At 71.9% G+C, this 17159-nt stretch carries 15 protein-coding genes; 5 read left to right on the top strand and 10 right to left on the bottom strand.

The genetic code is table 11. From position 1 onward, the window contains the following. The first annotated feature begins 142 nt into the window (after positions 1-142). On the top strand, positions 143-3745 hold the full coding sequence (gene smc / locus H4696_RS23760; RefSeq protein ID WP_086857270.1) for a chromosome segregation protein SMC: 3603 nt from the start codon (positions 143-145) through the stop codon (positions 3743-3745). A 6-nt stretch (positions 3746-3751) separates the two neighbouring features. Here the strand turns inward: smc and H4696_RS23755 are convergent, their stop codons facing one another. From H4696_RS23755 to H4696_RS23740, 4 genes are all read right to left on the bottom strand, one after another. Then, a complete protein-coding gene (locus H4696_RS23755) occupies positions 3752-3976 on the bottom strand; it encodes a hypothetical protein (RefSeq protein WP_086857269.1) in 225 nt (74 codons plus the stop codon). Between the two features lie 56 nt (positions 3977-4032). Beyond that, complete coding sequence (locus tag H4696_RS23750; RefSeq protein ID WP_086857305.1) at positions 4033-4533, bottom strand: DUF3455 domain-containing protein; 501 nt, start codon at positions 4531-4533, stop codon at positions 4033-4035. An 86-nt stretch (positions 4534-4619) separates the two neighbouring features. Then, complete coding sequence (locus tag H4696_RS23745) at positions 4620-6185, bottom strand: sodium:solute symporter (protein ID WP_086857268.1); 1566 nt, start codon at positions 6183-6185, stop codon at positions 4620-4622. Between the two features lie 15 nt (positions 6186-6200). Further along, entirely contained in the window at positions 6201-7409 is a 1209-nt protein-coding gene (locus H4696_RS23740; RefSeq protein WP_169734859.1) for an anhydro-N-acetylmuramic acid kinase, read from the bottom strand. Between the two features lie 141 nt (positions 7410-7550). On the opposite strand from H4696_RS23740, the gene ftsY reads away from it, so the two are divergent. Then, on the top strand, positions 7551-8831 hold the full coding sequence (ftsY, locus tag H4696_RS23735; protein ID WP_086857267.1) for a signal recognition particle-docking protein FtsY: 1281 nt from the start codon (positions 7551-7553) through the stop codon (positions 8829-8831). Here ftsY and H4696_RS23730 read toward each other — a convergent pair. Next, the gene (locus H4696_RS23730; protein ID WP_086857266.1) at positions 8828-9298 is read right to left on the bottom strand and encodes a hypothetical protein; all 471 of its coding nucleotides are present in this window, start codon (positions 9296-9298) and stop codon (positions 8828-8830) included. The two genes, ftsY and H4696_RS23730, sit on opposite strands and share 4 nt — an antisense overlap. A gap of 140 nt (positions 9299-9438) precedes the next feature. Between H4696_RS23730 and H4696_RS23725 the strand changes: the two genes are divergently transcribed. Further along, positions 9439-9939, top strand: coding sequence for a GNAT family N-acetyltransferase (locus H4696_RS23725; RefSeq protein WP_086857265.1), 501 nt, complete (start codon positions 9439-9441; stop codon positions 9937-9939). A gap of 4 nt (positions 9940-9943) precedes the next feature. Here the strand turns inward: H4696_RS23725 and H4696_RS23720 are convergent, their stop codons facing one another. Both H4696_RS23720 and H4696_RS23715 read right to left on the bottom strand, forming a co-directional pair. Continuing rightward, the gene (locus H4696_RS23720; protein WP_086857303.1) at positions 9944-10243 is read right to left on the bottom strand and encodes a hypothetical protein; all 300 of its coding nucleotides are present in this window, start codon (positions 10241-10243) and stop codon (positions 9944-9946) included. A gap of 73 nt (positions 10244-10316) precedes the next feature. Further along, complete coding sequence (locus tag H4696_RS23715) at positions 10317-11093, bottom strand: IclR family transcriptional regulator (protein ID WP_086857264.1); 777 nt, start codon at positions 11091-11093, stop codon at positions 10317-10319. Between the two features lie 112 nt (positions 11094-11205). On the opposite strand from H4696_RS23715, the gene aceB reads away from it, so the two are divergent. Together aceB and H4696_RS23705 are read left to right on the top strand one after the other, a co-directional pair. Next, entirely contained in the window at positions 11206-12783 is a 1578-nt protein-coding gene (gene aceB / locus H4696_RS23710) for a malate synthase A (RefSeq protein ID WP_086857263.1), read from the top strand. Continuing rightward, on the top strand, positions 12784-13971 hold the full coding sequence (locus tag H4696_RS23705; RefSeq protein WP_086857262.1) for a DUF6986 family protein: 1188 nt from the start codon (positions 12784-12786) through the stop codon (positions 13969-13971). It begins immediately after the preceding gene. A gap of 3 nt (positions 13972-13974) precedes the next feature. Here the strand turns inward: H4696_RS23705 and H4696_RS23700 are convergent, their stop codons facing one another. From H4696_RS23700 to H4696_RS23690, 3 genes are all read right to left on the bottom strand, one after another. Continuing rightward, entirely contained in the window at positions 13975-15201 is a 1227-nt protein-coding gene (locus H4696_RS23700; protein ID WP_249026883.1) for a DUF2786 domain-containing protein, read from the bottom strand. Positions 15202-15323: 122 nt separating this feature from the next. Continuing rightward, a complete protein-coding gene (locus tag H4696_RS23695; RefSeq protein WP_086857261.1) occupies positions 15324-15806 on the bottom strand; it encodes a MarR family winged helix-turn-helix transcriptional regulator in 483 nt (160 codons plus the stop codon). 1 nt (position 15807) lies between these two features. Then, the gene (locus tag H4696_RS23690; RefSeq protein WP_086857260.1) at positions 15808-17130 is read right to left on the bottom strand and encodes a PucR family transcriptional regulator; all 1323 of its coding nucleotides are present in this window, start codon (positions 17128-17130) and stop codon (positions 15808-15810) included. Positions 17131-17159: the final 29 nt, after the last annotated feature.

Genomic DNA, 17159 nt, shown 5'->3' with positions numbered 1-17159 from the left:
TGTGGCTCATGAGGTTGCTGCGACCACGTCGGATGTGCTAGGGCGCGCCGACGAGGGGGCGCGTCCGGCGGACCCCGGAGGCCCCCAGGTAGCCTGGGACGATTGAAACGCCAGTACCGGCAGCCAGAGGGGTCAGCACCCAGTGCACCTGAAAAGCTTGACGCTGAAGGGCTTCAAGTCCTTCGCCTCGGCCACCACGCTGCGCTTCGAGCCGGGCATCACCTGCGTGGTCGGCCCGAACGGCTCGGGCAAGTCGAACGTGCTGGACGCGCTGCGCTGGGTCATGGGCACCCAGGGCGCCAAGGACCTGCGCGGCGGCAAGATGGAAGACGTCATCTTCGCCGGCACCGCGGGCCGCGCCCCGCTCGGCCGCGCCGAGGTCACCCTCACCATCGACAACGCCGACGGCGCGCTGCCCATCGAGTACTCCGAGGTGTCGATCACCCGCCGGATGTTCCGCGACGGCGCGAGCGAGTATGAGATCAACGGCGACCGCTGCCGCCTGATGGACGTCCAGGAACTGCTGTCGGACTCCGGTATCGGCCGCGAGATGCACGTCATCGTCGGGCAGGGCCAGCTCTCGGCGATCCTCGAGTCCAAGCCCGAAGAGCGCCGCGCCTTCATCGAAGAGGCCGCCGGCGTCCTCAAGCACCGCAAGCGCAAGGAACAGACCCTGCGCAAGCTGGCCAACATGCAGGGCAACCTCGACCGCCTCGGCGACCTGACGACCGAGCTGCGCCGCCAGCTCAAGCCGCTGGGCAAGCAGGCCGAGATCGCCCGCAAGGCCCAGTCGGTCCAGTCCGAGCTGCGCGACTCCCGCCTGCGCCTGCTCGCCGACGACCTGGTCACCCAGCGCGACGCGATCGCGCGCGAAGAAGCCGACGAGAAGACCGCCCGCCAGCGCCGCGCCGAGGTCGAGCAGCACCTCGAGATCGTCTCCGCCGAAGAAGCCGAGCTGGAGGCTTCGCTGGCCGAAGACGCTCCGCTGCTGCAGACCGCGCAGGAGACCTGGTACAAGCTTTCCGCGCTGGCCGAACGCCTCCGCGGCACCGTCCGTCTCGCCGTCGAGCGCCAGCGGCACCTCTCGGCCGACGTCTCGACGTCGACCGGCGGCCGCGACCCCGAAGAGCTGCTCGAAGAGGCCGAGCGCGTCGCCGAGCAGGAAGAGGAGCTCAACGAGGCCGTCATGGAGGCCCGGGAGCTGCTCGCCGAGACCGTGCTGCGCCGCGAAGACCTCGAACAGCGCGTTCAGGCCGCCGAGCGCGCGCACTGGGCCGCCGTCCGCGCCATCGCCGACCGCCGCGAGGGCATGGCCAAGCTGACCGGCCAGGTCGAGGCGCTGCGCAGCAAGAACGGCGCCACCTCCGACGAGATCGACCGCCTCAGCGTCTCCCTCGAAGAGGCCGCCGAGCGCGCCGAACTCGCCGTCGAAGAACTCGAAATGGCCAAGGCCGAGGGCGGCGTCGAGGAGTCCGACGACGCCGGCCTGATGGACCGTCACGACCGTGCGGTCGAGGCCAACAACGCCGCCAAGGCCCGCGTCGAAGAGCTGGTCAAGGCCGAACGTGCGGCCGAGCGCGAGATCGCGTCCGAGAAGGCGCGCGTCGAGGCGCTGTCCATGGGCCTCAAGCGCAAGGACGGCGCGGGCGCGCTGCTCGGCGCGTCCCACGAGCTGCCGGGCCTGCTCGGCTCGGTCGCCGCGCTGCTCACCGTCGAGCCCGGCTACGAGGTCGCGCTGGCCGCGGCGCTCGGCCCGGTCGCGGACGCGATCGCCGTCGCGGGCGGCGAAGACGCATTGCGCGCGCTGAAGTACTTGAAGGAAACGGACTCCGGCCGCGCGGGCATCCTGCTCGGCGGCCCCGAGTCCACTGTGGACACCTACTCCTGGCCGTCGCTGCCGGAAGGCGCCCGCTGGGCCCGCGAGGTCGTCACGGCGCCCGCGCAGCTGCGGCCCGCCGTCGAGCAGGCCCTCGACAAGCTGGCGATCGTCCGCGACCTCGACGCCGCCCGTCAGCTGGTGGCGGTGCACCCGGAGGTCCGCGCGGTCACCGCCGAGGGCGACGTCTTCGGCGCCCGCTGGGCGATCGGCGGCTCCGGCAAGCGCGAGAGCGTGATCGAGGTCCAGGCCGCCGTCGACGAGGCGGCCGAGCGGCTCCGGCTGGCCGAACGCTCGCTGGAGCGGTACGCGGCCGAACTGGAAGGCGCCCGCGCCGAGCAGCAGGCGCGCCGCGAAGAGGTCTCCCAGGCCAAGGACGCGCTCGGCGAGGCGAAGGTCCGCAAGGCGCGTTCGTCGGAGCGGCTCAACCGGATGCAGCAGGCCGCCCGCCAGGCCCAGGCCGAGGTCGAGCGCGTCTCCGGGCAGCGCGCGAAGGTCGAGCAGAGCCGCGTCCAGGCCCTGGCCCAGCTCGCCGAGCTGGAGGAACGGCTCGCCGCCGTCGCCGAGCAGCCCGTCGAGGACGACCCGGACACCGCCGAGCGCGACGCCGCCGTCGAGGAACTGGCCGTCGTCCGGCAGGAGGAGATGGAGGCGCGGCTCGCGCAGCGCACCTCCGAAGAGCGGGCGCGCAGCATCGCCGGCAAGGCCGAAGGGCTCCGCCGCGCCGCGCACGCCGAGCAGCAGGCCCGCGAACGCGCCGAGCGCGCCGCCGCGGCCCGCAAGCGTGGCGCCGAGATCGCCAACGCCGTCGTCAACGGCGGCGAGCTGGCCCTCGAGCGCATCGAGCACTCCGTCCAGCGCGCGGCCACCGAACGCGACGAGGTCCAGGCCCGCCGCCAGACCCGCGAGCAGGCGCTGACCGGCGTCCGCGCCAAGGTCCGCGAACTGACCGGCGAGCTGGAGAAGCTGACCGACGCCGTCCACCGCGACGAGGTCCTGCGCGCCGAGCAGCGGCTGCGGCTGGAGACCCTCGAAGCGAAGATCGCCGAGGACTTCGGCATCGGCCTCACGGATCTGGTGCAGGAGTACGGCCCGGACGTCCCGGTCCCGCCGAGCGCGGGCGAGATGGCCGAGTACGAGGCGGCCAAGGAGCGCGGCGAGGACGTCACCCCGCCGCCGCCCATGCCCTACGACCGCGACACCCAGGCCCGCCGCGCCAAGCGCGCCGAGAAGGACTTGTCGTTGCTGGGCAAGGTGAACCCGCTCGCCCTCGAGGAGTTCGCGGCGCTGGAGGAGCGGTACAAGTTCCTTTCCACGCAGCTGGAAGACCTCAAGGACACCCGCAAGGACCTCGAAGCCGTCATCAAGCAGGTCGACGAGAAGATCCTCGAGGTCTTCGCCGGGGCCTACGCGGACGTCGCCCGCGAGTTCGAGACGGTGTTCAGCGTGCTCTTCCCGGGCGGCGAGGGCCGGATGGTCCTCACCGAGCCGGACGACCTGCTCAGCACCGGCGTCGACGTCGAGGCGCGCCCGCCGGGCAAGAAGGTCAAGCGGCTGTCGCTGTTGTCCGGTGGCGAGAAGTCGCTGGTCGCGGTGGGCATGCTGGTCGCGATCTTCCGCGCCCGCCCCTCACCCTTCTACGTCATGGACGAGGTCGAGGCGGCGCTCGACGACACCAACATGCGCCGCCTGATCGGCCTGCTGGAGCAGCTGCGCGACTCGTCGCAGCTGATCATCATCACCCACCAGAAGCCGACGATGGAGATCGCCGACGCGCTCTACGGCGTGAGCATGCAGGGCGACGGCATCACAAAGGTGATCTCGCAGCGCCTGCGCACGGCCGAGGAGGAGCCGGTCCCGGTCAGCTGACCCGGCTCACATCTCGTCCTCGCGCGGCGCGCGGCGGTCTTCGCCGCGCACCCGCGGTTCGTAGTGGCGCAAGTCGTTGCCGATGCTGCCGGCGTCGCCCAGCTGCGGCCGGCGTCCCCGCGGCCGGAGCATGCCGTGCTTGACCCCGCGCTTGCGGTCGGCGCGGTCCATGACCAGCGCGATGACTAGGACCACGGCGAGCACGGCACCGATTCCGATCAAGAACCCCATGTGAAAGCCCCTCCCACGCCCAGGCTACGGGAGCGGGAGGGGGCTTTCACAGCCACTTATCCAGCGACCCAGAACGCGTAGTCCGCCGAGTAGCGCACCGCGGTCTGCGTACCGTCCGTGCAGGTCCCCGCCGGGGCAACCCCGCCCCGGGTGTTCAGCCGCTGGACGTAGGTGACCTTGCCGAAGATCCCGTCACCGGTGTTCAGGTTCGCCTTCAGCAGCAGTTCCGGGATCGCGCCCTCGCGCGGGGAGTTGGCCTGCGCCGAAGCGCCGACCGTGCTGCCGTCCACGATGGACGTCCAGACCGGGCCCTTGCTGTGCAGCGCCACCGGCTTGCCGTGTTTCGACAGCACCGCCGCGGGCTGGATCAGCGTCCACGCGCCGGCGGTGCACCCGTAGATCTGCACGCCCTCGGCGGGGTACGAGGCCAGCGCCCGGTTGCCGTCCGGGACCTTGATGGCGTCCGGCACCTTCGGGGCCGCCGGGGTGGCCGAAGCCGTCGCCGCGCCGCCCACGAGCAGGGCGCCGATCGCGAGCGCCACCGTCATCCGCTTCATGAAGTCCACCTTCGATGTCCTCCCGCCGCTTCTCGGCGGGCTCCCGCTGACCGACACGGGCGCCCGCCGGAAACGGTTCAAAAGGATCAGGCGGCGGTGACTTCTTCGCTCTCGCCCACGGCCTCGGCTTCGGCCGCCTTCGGGTCCGGCGTGCGGTGCCGCAGCGCCAGCAACCCGCCCACGACCAGCGTGATCACCACGCCGAGCAGCGTGTACCACGGGTAGGCGAGCGCGACCTTGTCCCCGGCCGCCTTGCTGAAGTCGATCCCGATGAACCCGCCGGTCTTCGCGCTGAACTTCACCCCGAGGATCACGAACGCCATCACGACGACCGTGGCCACGAACGCGATGATCGCGTCCACCTGACGCGCCTTCTTGATCAGCAGGCCGAGCAGGAACGACCCGAGCAGCGCGCCGTAGGTGTAACCGGTGATGGCCAGGCCCAGCTCGATGACCGAGTTCTTCGTGGTGGAGAACAGCGAGGCGAACACCGCGAACACGACGGCCCAGATGAGTGTCCACATGCGACCGTGCTGGAGCAGCTTCGAATCCTCGGGCGAGCGCTTGGTGAAACGCTGGTAGAGATCGGCCACAGTGGACGTCGAGAGCGCGTTGAGCGCCGACGCCAGCGCGCCCATGGTCGAGGCGAGCACACCCGCGATGAGCAGCCCGGACACCCCGACCGGCAGGTCGTCGATGATGAACCGCGAGAACACGTCGTCCGGGCTCTGCAGCCCCAGCTGTGCCACGGACTTGCGGCCGTTGAACACCCACAGCATCGCCCCGACCAGCAGGAACAGCGCGAACTGGATGGTGACGATGATGCCGCTGCCGATCAGCGCCTTCTGGCCGTCGCGCAGGCTGCGCGTGGCCATCAGCCGCTGCGCGATCAGCTGGTCGGCACCGTGCGAGGCCATCGACAGCGCCGCGCCGCCGAGCACCGCCGTGATGAACGCGTACGGGCTGGTCAGCAGGTTCTTCGTGAAGTCGACGAGCATGAACTTGCCGTCCGCGGACGCCTGCGTGGCCCAGTCGGCGGGCAGCTTGTTCAGCAGCACGATCGCGGCCACCGCCGCGCCGCCGAGGTACAGCGACAGCTGGATGACGTCGACCCAGACGACCGCCTTGATCCCGCCGATGTAGGCGTAGATCAGCGTGAGCGCGGTCAGGATGACCACGATCACCCAGTAGTCCAGGTGGACGTTGTAGTGCCCGAGGATCACCTTGATCGGGATGGCACCGGCGAACAGGCGCACGCCCTCGGCGAGCAGCCGGGTGATCACGAACGTCACCGACGCCGTGCCCTGCAGCCCCGAGCCGAACCGCTTGCCCAGGAACGCGTACGCGCTCACGAGGTTGCCGCGGAAGTACCGCGGCAGCAGCACGAACGCGGCGACCGTCCGGCCGATGATGTAGCCGAAGGCCAGCTGCAGGAACAGGAACGCGTTGCCGAAGACGAGGCCCGGCGTGCTGATCACGGTCAGCGTCGAGGTCTCCGTGGCCACCACGGACAGCATCACCGCGCCCCACGGCAGGCTGCGCTCGCCGACGAAGTAGTCGGCCGCCGACCGTTGCTTCCGGCCGACGAGCACGCCTATCAGCGGCATCGCCGCCAGATAGATCACGATGATCGCGAGGTCAACACCGCGCATGGAGTTCTCCTACTGTCATCCGGCCTTCTCCGCGACTCGCAACCGCGTCACGGTGCCCCCCAGCGGGGCGGGAAGGATCAGTGGCCCGGCACCCGGGACGAGCGACCCGAGCAGGCGCGGCCCGCGCGCACCGGTCGCCGACGGCACCGTACCCGGCACGCCGCACCAGGTGAGCCAGCCCAGCAGCGCGGTCAGGTACGCCTCCTTGCCGGCGCCGGGCAGCCCGAGGTCGTCGCTGGTCTTGAGCACCGCGGACGGCAGGTTCCGCGCCAGCGCCGTCATGAGGGCCGGGTTCCGGATGCCGCCGCCGGAGGCGATGACGATCGTGACGCCGTGGCGCAGGCACTGGTCGGCCACGGTCACGGCGGTCAGCTCGGTCAGTGTCGCGAGCAGGTCGGCGGGGTCGACCGGGCCGACGCCGGCCAGCGCGGCGTCGAGGTAGGTCTCGTTGAAGTGCTCCTTACCGGTCGACTTCGGCGGCGCGGCGGCGAAGTAGGGGTCGGCGAGCAGCCGGACGAGCAGGTCGGAGCGCACCGAGCCGGCGAGCGCGAGCCGCCCGTCGACGTCGCTGCGGCGCCCGGTGACGCGGTAGGCGGCGACGTCGAGCAGGGCGTTGGCGGGCCCGGTGTCGTAGGCGACGGCCGGTTCCCCGTCGGCGACGACGGTGATGTTCGCGATGCCGCCCAGGTTGAGCGCGGCGACCGGGCGCCCGGTGTCCTGCGCGAGGCCGCGCAGCCACAGCTGGTCGAGCGTGCTCGCCAGGGGAGCGCCGTGGCCGCCCGCGGCGACGTCGCGGGCCCGCAGGTCGGCGAGCACCGGCAGCCCGGTCCGCTCGGCGATCCAGGCGGGCTGGCCGAGCTGCAGGGTGCCGCGGACGTGACCGTCCTCGACCCAGTGGAACACCGTCTGGCCGAGCGACGCGACGAGGTCGGCGCTGCCCCCGGCCAGTTCTTCGGCGCCGCGGGCGGCCGCGTCGGCGAACGCCTGCCCGACGCCGGTGTCGAGCCGGGTCAGCTCGCCGGCCGTGCACGGGTTCGGGGGCAGGGCGGCGAGCAGGGCTTCGCGCAGCGGTTCCGGGTACGGGACGTCGAGCTCGCCGAGCGGCGTCAGCACCACGGCGTCGTCTTCGGCGTGCAGGTCGGCGGCGGCCACGTCGATGCCGTCGACCGACGTGCCCGAAATCAGGCCGATCACCCGGAAGCCGTGGCTGGCGCGAATCCCCATCCGGAGGGGTTTAGTGCAGGTCCGGCGTGTGACGCAACCCACTTGGTGAAGTCTTGGCCCAATCGGGATCCACGTTGTTGCGAATTGCCTGTGTGGACGGGGTGTCCGGCGGGCGCGGGTGCGGATGAAAGGATGGGTCCCGTGTCGAGCACCTGGTTCCTGTTCGTAGTCCTCGCCGTCGTCGTGCTGGTCGCCCTCCTGGTGACCGGCCTGCTGGTCGCGCGCAAGCGCCGGATCAGCCTGGACGCCAAGCGCGAGGTCGAGGAGAAACCGAAGGGCGGCTCCTACGCGGCCAGCGGGGGCATCGCGCTCGCGCCCGGCGGCGAGGCTCCCGCGGTCGAGCACCCGGTCGAAGACCGGCCGGAGACCGACGGCCAGCCCGCGGTCGGCGACGACGCCGCCGTGCCGCGCGATTCGGCGCAGCGCACGGTCCGCGACGTCAAGCTGCCCGAAGCGCCTTCGGAGGCCGCTCCGATCGTCGAAGAGATCGAGCCGGCGACGGGCCGCATGGAGCGGCTGCGCGGCCGGCTGTCGAAGTCGCGTTCGGTGTTCGGCACGAGCCTGCTCGGCCTGCTCGGCGCGGGCGACCTCGACGAGGACTCCTGGCAGGACGTCGAAGACACGCTGCTGATGGCCGACCTCGGCGCGGCCACCACGACCCAGATCGTCGAGCGCCTGCGCGACGAGCTTTCGCGGCGCGCGATCCGCTCGTCGGCCGAGGCCCGCGAGGTGCTGCATGAGGTCCTGACCGCCCAGCTGTCCACCGACAGCGAGCGCGCGGTGCGGGCGCTGCCGCACATCGTCGACGGCAAGAAGCAGCCCGCGGTGGTCCTGGTGGCCGGCGTCAACGGCACGGGCAAGACGACGACCACGGGCAAGCTCGCCCGCGTCCTGGTCGCCCAGGACAAGACGGTGCTCCTGGGCGCGGCGGACACCTTCCGCGCGGCGGCGGCCGACCAGCTCCAGACGTGGGCCGAACGCGTCGGCGCGGAGGTCGTCCGCGGCAAGGAAGGCGCGGACCCGGCGGCGGTCGCGTTCGACGCGGTCAAGCGCGGCGTGGACACCGGCGTCGACGCGGTCCTGGTCGACACCGCGGGCCGGCTGCACACGAAGACGGGCCTGATGGACGAGCTGGGCAAGGTCAAGCGCGTCGTGGAGAAGCAGGCGAAGGTCGACGAGGTGCTCCTCGTGCTGGACGCGACGACCGGCCAGAACGGGCTGATGCAGGCCCGGGTGTTCGCGGAGGTCATCGACGTGACGGGCATCGTGCTGACGAAGCTGGACGGCACCGCCAAGGGCGGCATCGTGTTCCAGGTCCAGCGCGAGCTGGGCGTCCCGGTGAAGCTGGTCGGGCTCGGCGAAGGGCCGGACGACCTGGCGCCGTTCGAGCCCGGCGCGTTCGTGGACGCCCTGCTGGGCTAGAGCCGGAACAACGGTGTCCCGTCCGCCTTCCGCAACCCCAGCTGCAGGATCACCGGCGCCGACGGGCGTCTCGCCGGGATGAGGCACGGCGACGTCCGGCGGGCCGCGACCGTGAGCCGCGACCAGCCGATGCCCTGCAGGGTGCGGCGGGTTGGGTCGACGACCATCGCCGCGCCGAAGTAGGCGCCGCCCGGGACCGCGATGCGGGCCGTGTGGCCCAGGACCAGGGAAAAGGCCGTGCCCGTTCGGCTGCCGTCCTCCTGCAGCGTGAGGATCACCGGCGTGCGGACCTTCGCGGTCGTGTAGTGGCGCACGGAGATCTCGACGGTGCCCGCGGGCATCCCGCCGGGCCGCGGCCACGCCGGTGCCTGCGGTGAGCCGTCGAGCGCGCGGTCGACCAGCCGGTCCACCAGGTTCGAAGCGGCGCCCTGGGCGAGCCAGGTCAGCGCGCCGGTGTGCACGTCCATGAGGCCTCCGGCGATATTCGGATGACGGGCTCCCGCGCGGCGGCGCACACTCCCGGTATGCCCGGTTGACGCACTTCCGCTCGTGCCCCTCCTCGTACAGACGTCCCGAAGCCGTCATTCGCTACGAGAGAGGACCCATCATGACCGCCATTCACGGCGAACGGGTGCTGCTGCGCCCGATCGGCCCAGCCGACCGCGCCCGCGCGCACCAGATCCTGGCCACTCCGGAGGTCGCCCGCTGGTGGGGCGAGCCGGAGTCGGAAACCGAAAGCATCTACACCGTCGAGGACGGCTTCCGCTGCTACGTGATCGAAGCGGACGGCGCCGTCGTCGGGCTGATCCAGAGCTGCGAGGAGCTCGACCCGCAGTACCGCAGCGCGGGCATCGACATCGCGATCGACCCGGGCTTCCACGGCCGCGGCCTCGGCACGGACGCCCTCCGCGCCCTGGCGAGACACCTGTTCGCCCAGGGCCACCACCGCCTGACGATCGACCCGGCGGCGGCCAACGAGCCGGCGATCCGGGTGTACGCGAAGGTGGGGTTCCGGCCGGTCGGCGTGCTGCGCCGGTACGAGCGGGCGGCGGACGGCAGCTGGCACGACGGCCTGCTGATGGACCTGCTGGCGGGGGAACTGAAGTGAGGAGTCAGTCCTTGTCGATGACCTGCTGAAGCAACCGGCTCATCTGCTCCATGCCGACATTGATCTTGGTGAACCCGCTGTCGATCTTGGACTCGATCGCGTCGAGCCGCTGACCATGCTCGATCTGCGTCTCGCGCATCGCGTTCTGCACCTTGGTGTGGCCGTTCAAGGTCTGCTTGAAGTCGGAGACATCCCGATCCGCCGTCCCCGCGAGAATGCGTGCGGCCGCGGCGTCCTGTCGAGTTGACCGCACCTGCTCTTCCAAAGCGGTCACGCGGGCTTCGAGATCTTCGAGTCTTGCCATGTCGTCGATCTTACCGGCGGGGTTCGAGCCCTCCGCGGCGGGGTCACTTTCAGTCACTGAATATCACTTTCTGTCACACTGATAGTGGGGCCTGGGAGAGGCTCGCTCCCAGGGCGTCCGCCACCCGTTGTACCGCCGGGGCGATGTGTGCCACCGCCTCGGCGGTCAGCCGCCCCGACGGGCCCGAAACCGACACCGCCGCCGGCACCGGTGCCCCCGGGACCGCCACCGCCACACACCTGACCCCCAGCTCCTGCTCCGCCTCGTCCAGCGCGTACCCCTGCGAAGCGATCCGCGAAAGCTCGACCGCCAGCGCGTCCGCGTCCGTGAACGTGTGCTCCGTGTACGCCGGCATCCCGGTCCGCGAAAGCAGCTCCCGGACGTCTGAAGCAGGCAGGTGCGCGAGCATCGCCTTCCCGACCCCGGTCCCGTGCGGCAGCAACCGCCGCCCGACCTCGGTGAACATTCGCATCGAATGCTTCGAGGGCACCTGCGCCACGTACACGACCTCGTCGCGCTCCAGGACCGCCAGGTTCGCCGTCTCGCCGACCTCCTCGACCAGCTCCGCCAGCAGCGGCCGCGCCCACGCGCCGAACTGCATGCTCGCGTTCTCACCCAGCCGGATGAGCCGGGCGCCCAGCGCGTAGCGGCGGTTCGTGTTCTGGCGGACGTACCCCAGGTCGACCAGGGTGCGGATCAGCCGGTGGATCGTCGGCATCGGCAGCCCGGACAGCGTCGCCAGCTCCGACAGGCTGGCTTCGCCGCCGGTGTCCGCGAGGTGTTCCAGCAGCTCGAAGGCACGCTGCAGGGACTGGACGCCGCCGTCGCGACCGTTCTTCTCCGCCGGCACGGTGGCCCTCCTTACGTCGGCGTTGAGCTTCCGCTATGCAGAAACTATAGTCCGGCTGGTAGAAAACCGTAGGGCCGTTATCCAAAGATCCGAACCCTCGAGGTGTTTCCCCATGTCTTCTGAAGTCCAGGTGCTGGGCGACCCGGTCGAGCGCGGCGACGAGATCCTCACGCCGGAGGCGCTCGCCTTCCTCGCCGGTCTCCACGACGCCTTCGCCGGCCGCCGCGACGAGCTGCTCCAGGCGCGCGGCAAGCGTCGCGAGGAGGCCCGGACCACCGGCAGGCTCGACTTCCTGCCGGAGACCAAGGAGATCCGCGAAGGCGACTGGCAGGTCGCCGGCGCGCCCGCCGCGCTGCGCGACCGCCGCGTCGAGATCACCGGGCCGACCGACCGCAAGATGACCATCAACGCGCTCAACTCCGGCGCCAAGGTGTGGCTCGCCGACCTCGAGGACGCCAACACCCCGCACTGGGTGAACGTCGTGTCCGGTCAGGTGAACCTGTACGACGCCATCCGCGAGACGATCACGCTGGAGAGCGGCGGCAAGAGCTACGCGCTCAAGGACGACGTCGAGCACGCCACGATCGTGGTCCGCCCGCGCGGCTGGCACCTGCCCGAAAGCCACCTGAAGTTCGGCGGCCGCGAGGGCGTCGGCGCGCTCGTCGACTTCGGCCTGCACTTCTTCCACAACGCGGCCGAGCTGCTCAAGCGCGGCAAGGGCCCGTACTACTACCTCCCGAAGATGGAGAGCCACCTCGAAGCGCGGCTCTGGAACGACGTCTTCACCCACGCCGAGAAGGCGCTCGGCATCGAGCACGGCACCGTCCGCGCGACCGTGCTGATCGAGACCATCCCGGCCGCGTTCGAGATGGAAGAGATCCTCTACGAGCTGCGCGAGCACGCCTCGGGCCTCAACGCCGGCCGCTGGGACTACCTGTTCAGCGTGATCAAGTACTTCCGCGACGCGGGCGAGAAGTTCGTGCTGCCGGACCGCAACTCCGTCACCATGACCGCGCCGTTCATGCGCGCCTACACCGAGCTGCTCGTGCGCACCTGCCACAAGCGCGGCGCGTTCGCGATCGGCGGCATGGCCGCGTTCATCCCGAGCAAGGACCCCGAGACCAACAAGGGCGCCTTCGACAAGGTGCACGCGGACAAGTCCCGCGAGGCCGGCGACGGCTTCGACGGCTCGTGGGTCGCGCACCCGGGCATGGTCGAGCTCTGCAAGGAGGAGTTCGACAAGGTCCTCGGCGACCAGCCCAACCAGCTCGGGCGCACCCGCGACGAGGTCAGCGTCACCGCCGACCAGCTGCTCGACGTCGCTTCGACGCCGGGTGGCGCGACGGCGGCCGGCCTGCGCGCCGCGGTCGACGTCGGCGTCCGCTACATCGCGTCCTGGCTCGGCGGCAACGGCGCGGCGGCCATCCACAACCTGATGGAAGACGCCGCCACCGCCGAGATCTCGCGCTCGCAGATCTGGCAGTGGGTCAAGAACGGGACCACTTTGGACACCGGCGACACCGTCACCTCGGAGCTGGTGCGGGGCGTGCTGGCGGACGTCCGCGGCGAGCTGGCCGGCGAGCTCAAGCCGGAGCTGCTGGAGCCCGCCGTGGAGCTGTTCGAGCAGGTCGCGCTGGCCGACGAGTTCCCGGACTTCCTGACGCTGCCCGCTTACGAGCGGATCAAGTAGGTGCGTCTTCCCGAAGACGTCTACGCCGCCGCCGACGCGCGCCTGGCTCCGGCCGACGCGCGCGTCGCGGCGGCGTACCCGGGGGAGCGGCCGGGACGCCAGCCCGTGCACACGGTGTACGTGCCGGCGTCGCAGTACCGGACGCGCCTGGTCGCCGACTGGGGCAAGCAGGCGATGCGCGTGTTCGTCGAGCACGAAGACCTGCTCGGCCTGGCCCCGGACGAGTACGAACGCGTGCGCGCCAAGCTGCTCACCGAGCCGATCGAGGACCTGCGAATCGACTTCGAGGACGGCTACGGCCGCGTCCCCGACGACGTCGAGGACGCCGCCGCGCTGGCGGCCGGGCAGACGCTGGCCACCACCGGCGGGACGCCGTTCTGCGGCATCCGGTTCAAGAGCTTCGAAGCGGCGACGCGCCGGCGCGGGATCCGCACCCTGGACCTGTTCCTGGGGTCGTTGCTGGACAACGGGCCGCTGCCGCCCGGGTTCGTCGTCACGCTGCCCAAGGTGACGGCGATCGAGCAGGTCTCGGTGGCGGCGGAAGTGCTGGCCCGCCTGGAATCCGCGTATGACCTGCCTGAGCACACACTGCGCTTCGAGGTCCAGATCGAGACGTCCCAGTCCATTGTGGACCTCGACGGGACGCTCGCGGTGCCGCGGATCGTGCAGGCGGCCGAGGGCCGGTGCTCGGGGCTGCACTACGGGACCTACGACTACAGCGCGGGCCTCGGCATCGCGGCGGCGTACCAGAGCATGGAGCACCCGGTCGCGGACCTCGCCAAGGGCCTGATGCAGGTCTCGGCGGCGGGCACCGGCGTCCGGTTGTCGGACGGCTCGACGAACAAGCTCCCGGTCGGCGACGCGCTGCCGTCGGCGTGGGCCGAACACCTGCGCCTGGTGCGGCGATCGCTGGAGCGCGGCTTCTACCAGGGCTGGGACCTGCACCCGCACCAGCTCCCGACGCGGTTCGCGGCGACGTACACGTTCTACCGGTCGGGCTTCCCCGCGGCAGTGGACCGGTTGCGCGCGTACGCCGACAAGAAAGCCGGCGGCGTGCTCGACGAACCGGCCACGGCGCAGGCACTGGCGGTGTACCTGCTGCGGGGGCTCGACTGCGGCGCGCTCGACGAAGGCGAGTTGTCGTTCGGGCGGCCGGAACTGGAGAAGTACGCGCGGCGCGAAGTCTGAAGGTCACTCACCGAGCCGGGCGCGGTCGGCGGCCTCGCGGCCCGCGCCCCAGCCCTCGTGGCTGCGCACGGTCACCGATTTGTGCACCACCTCGGGGAACCGCGTGGTGAAGGCCGACTCCACCTTCAGCTCGTGCGACGCCAGCACCGGCAGCAGCCGGGCCGCGTCCGGCGACTCCGCGACCGCCGTCGCGGCGGCCTGGTCGAGCCGCTCGCCGATCCGGGTGGCGTAGGCGACGAGGAACGACTTCCGGAACGCCCGCGACCGGCCCGCCGGGTCGGCGATCATCGCCCGCGTCGCCTGGACGAGCAGCGACGTCGTCATCAGCTCGACGGAGTCCAGGTCCGCCTCGTCGCCGACGACGGTGACGAACCCCCAGCGCGGGTCGAAGATTGCGCGGCAGCGGTCGGCCTTCGCGACGACGTGGACCAGCAGCGACTTGGCGTCGACGTACGGCGTGTCGAGCCAGATCCGGCGGGCGGCGGGCACGTCGGGCGCGGCCTCGCCGGCCTCGACCAGCACGCGGTCGAGGGCGTACCGCGTCATCAGTTCCTGCGCCTTCGCCGAGAGGGCTTCGGCCTCCTCCGGGAACGAGCTGGACTCGGCCTTCGCCAGCAGCGCGCGCACCCGGCCGAGCTTCTTTTCGTCGACGGCGTGGGGCGCGGGCCGCCCAGGGCTCGCGGTGCCCGGCACGGGCAGGACGAGGGTGACCTCCGGCAGGGGCAGCAGGAAGCCGAGGGCTTCGATCACCGTCGTCAGCGCCTCGGCCGGAGTGAGGATGTGCTTGGCCGCCCACTGCGTCAGGTGCGGCTCCGGCCACCAGTGCGTGGCGCCCACCTCGGCGAGCTGCTCCCGCCAGCGCGGGTGCACCGTCTCCGGCGCGAACCGCTCGACGTGGGCGGCGAGGGTGTCGAGCACGTAGGACCGGGCGAACTCGTCGACGTGCCGGCGGGCCGCCTGGTCGATGTCCTCGGGCAGCCAGCCGCCCCGGCAGACCCGGGCGATGAGCTGCTGCCCGGCCTGGTGCGCGCCGCTGGCCAGTTCGGCGGTCAGTTCGAGGCCGGGCGCGAGCCTCTTCGCGTGCTTCTTGGCCGCGCCCGGGACACCCCGCGCGGTCTCGTAGCCGGCGGCGAGCAGCGTGTCGCGTGCCTCCTCGGCCGTCGGCGACGCCCCGGCCCACGGGACGGCTTCCTCGACGGCCGCGCGCTGACGGCGGTTCTTCTTGCCCACGCTGGGAGTGTGCCGCAGCGGTCCGCCGGGCCCCGAGCGTCCCAATGTGGCGTTGGTTGCGTCTGACGCACCGAACGCCACATTGGGTGCGCTGGACGCACCGAACGCCACATTGGGGCGCTTCAGCGCAGGCGGGGGAGGGCGTCGCGGGCGGCTTGGCTCAGTGCCCGCAGGTCCTCGGCGAAGCGCTCCCGGTGCTCGGGCGGCACCGGCCGGAAGAAGAACCGCTCGATGTTCTCCACGTGCACCCGGCTCGCCCGCACCGTCGTCTCCTCGCCCAGCGGTGTCAGCCGGACCAGCTGGACGCGGCCGTCGCGCGGGGACGGCGTGCGGGTCACCAGGCCGAGCGCGGCCATCCGGTCGACCAGCCGGGTCGCCCCGCCCGTGGTCAGGACCTGCTCCTGCGCGATCGAGCGCATCGTCAGCCCGTCCGGGCCCGCGCGGCCGACGATCAGCAGCACCTCGTACATCAGGTGCGTGATCCCGCATTCCCGCTCCAGCGCCCGCCCGAGCAGGTACTCGAGGCGGTTCGCCGCGCCCTGCAGCCGTCCGAAGGCCAGGATCCGCGGGTCGTGCCCGGCCTGCTCGGCCGACGTGATCTCCACTTCACTCCTCCGTGCACAACGCGAGGTAGACGTCGAGCTGGTCGGTGAACTCGGTCAGGTCCGCGCCGAGCAGCTCGCCCGCCCGGCCGATGCGGTAGCGCAGCGTGTTGACGTGGACGTGCAGGGCCTTCGCCGCCCGCGTCGGCGAGCCCGAGCACTCCAGGAACACCCGCACCGTGTGCACCAGGTCCGTGTGCTGCTCGGCGTCGTAGGCCAGCAGCGGCCCGAGCACCCGGCGCCGCAACGCCGCGCGCAGCCCGTCCGGAGCCCCGGCGAGCAGCAGCCGGTGCGCCGCCACCTCGGCGGCCGGGACGACCACCACCCGGCCCGGACGCCGGGCCGCCACCCCCAGCGCGTACCGCGCGGTCTCCCACGCCTCGGCCCGCGGAGCCGGATCGCCGACCCCGCAGAGGATCCGCGTCGCCCGGAGCAGCGGCTCCACAGTGGACAACTCCACTGTGGACGGCTGAGCTGTCGTCGCCGCGTACGCGGTGTCCCCGGTGGACTCCAGCAGGAGCCCGTCCGGCAGCAGCTCCCGCAGGACGTCCCGGCTCTCGTCGCTGCCCTCGGTCCGCAGTGCGACGACGCGGGCGTCGCCGGGCAACTCGGCCGCGACCGGCAAGGACCGCGCTCGCGTGACGCCGATGAGCCCCGCCAGTTCCTCGGCCAGCTCGGTCTGCGCGGTGCTCAGCGGGCCACCGGCGGCGATCAGCCACGGCACCGCGTGCCGCCCCTCGACCGGGATCACCGTCAGCGGCCCGGACTCGCGCGCCGCGTGCCGCCGGACGACGTCGGCGGCGGGCAGCGGCAGCGGTGCGGTCCCGGCGATCACCCGGCCGAGCCCCGAGAGCACCCAGCACGGCAGCCCGAGCTCCGCCGAAGCGCGCTCCAGCAGGGTCTCGACCGGGGCGTCCGCGGCGGCCTGCAAACGTTTGCGCGCGCTGTCGGACGCGGCGGCCAGCGCCAGCACCACCTGCTCGGTGATCACCGAGAACGACAGGTCCGCCGGCACTTCGAGCAGCGGGATCCGGTGCCGCTCGCAGGCCTCGACCACGTCGGCCGGGATCCCGCCGGAATCGGCGCCGGACGCGGCCAGCGCCGCCGCGCCCGAGCGGGCCAGCGCGGCCACGAACGGCTCGGCGTCCCCGGGGCGCCGCCACCAGAGCAGGCCGGAGAGCACCAGCTCGCCCGCCGACAGGTACCGTCCGGGGTCGGGCAGCTCCGTGACGTAGATGCGCGTCACGGGCCGGTCGAGCAGGTCGGCTCCCGCTCGCGGGCGCAGCCGCAGGCCGGGGAGGCCCAGCAGAGTTTTCACGGTCGTCATCAGGCTTGTAGGAAAGCACAAACGCCCCC

Source organism: Amycolatopsis lexingtonensis (assembly GCF_014873755.1).
Taxonomy (GTDB): domain Bacteria; phylum Actinomycetota; class Actinomycetes; order Mycobacteriales; family Pseudonocardiaceae; genus Amycolatopsis; species Amycolatopsis lexingtonensis.
The sequence above is the reverse complement of the archived record's forward strand: the minus strand, read 5'-3'. Positions and strand labels throughout refer to the sequence as shown.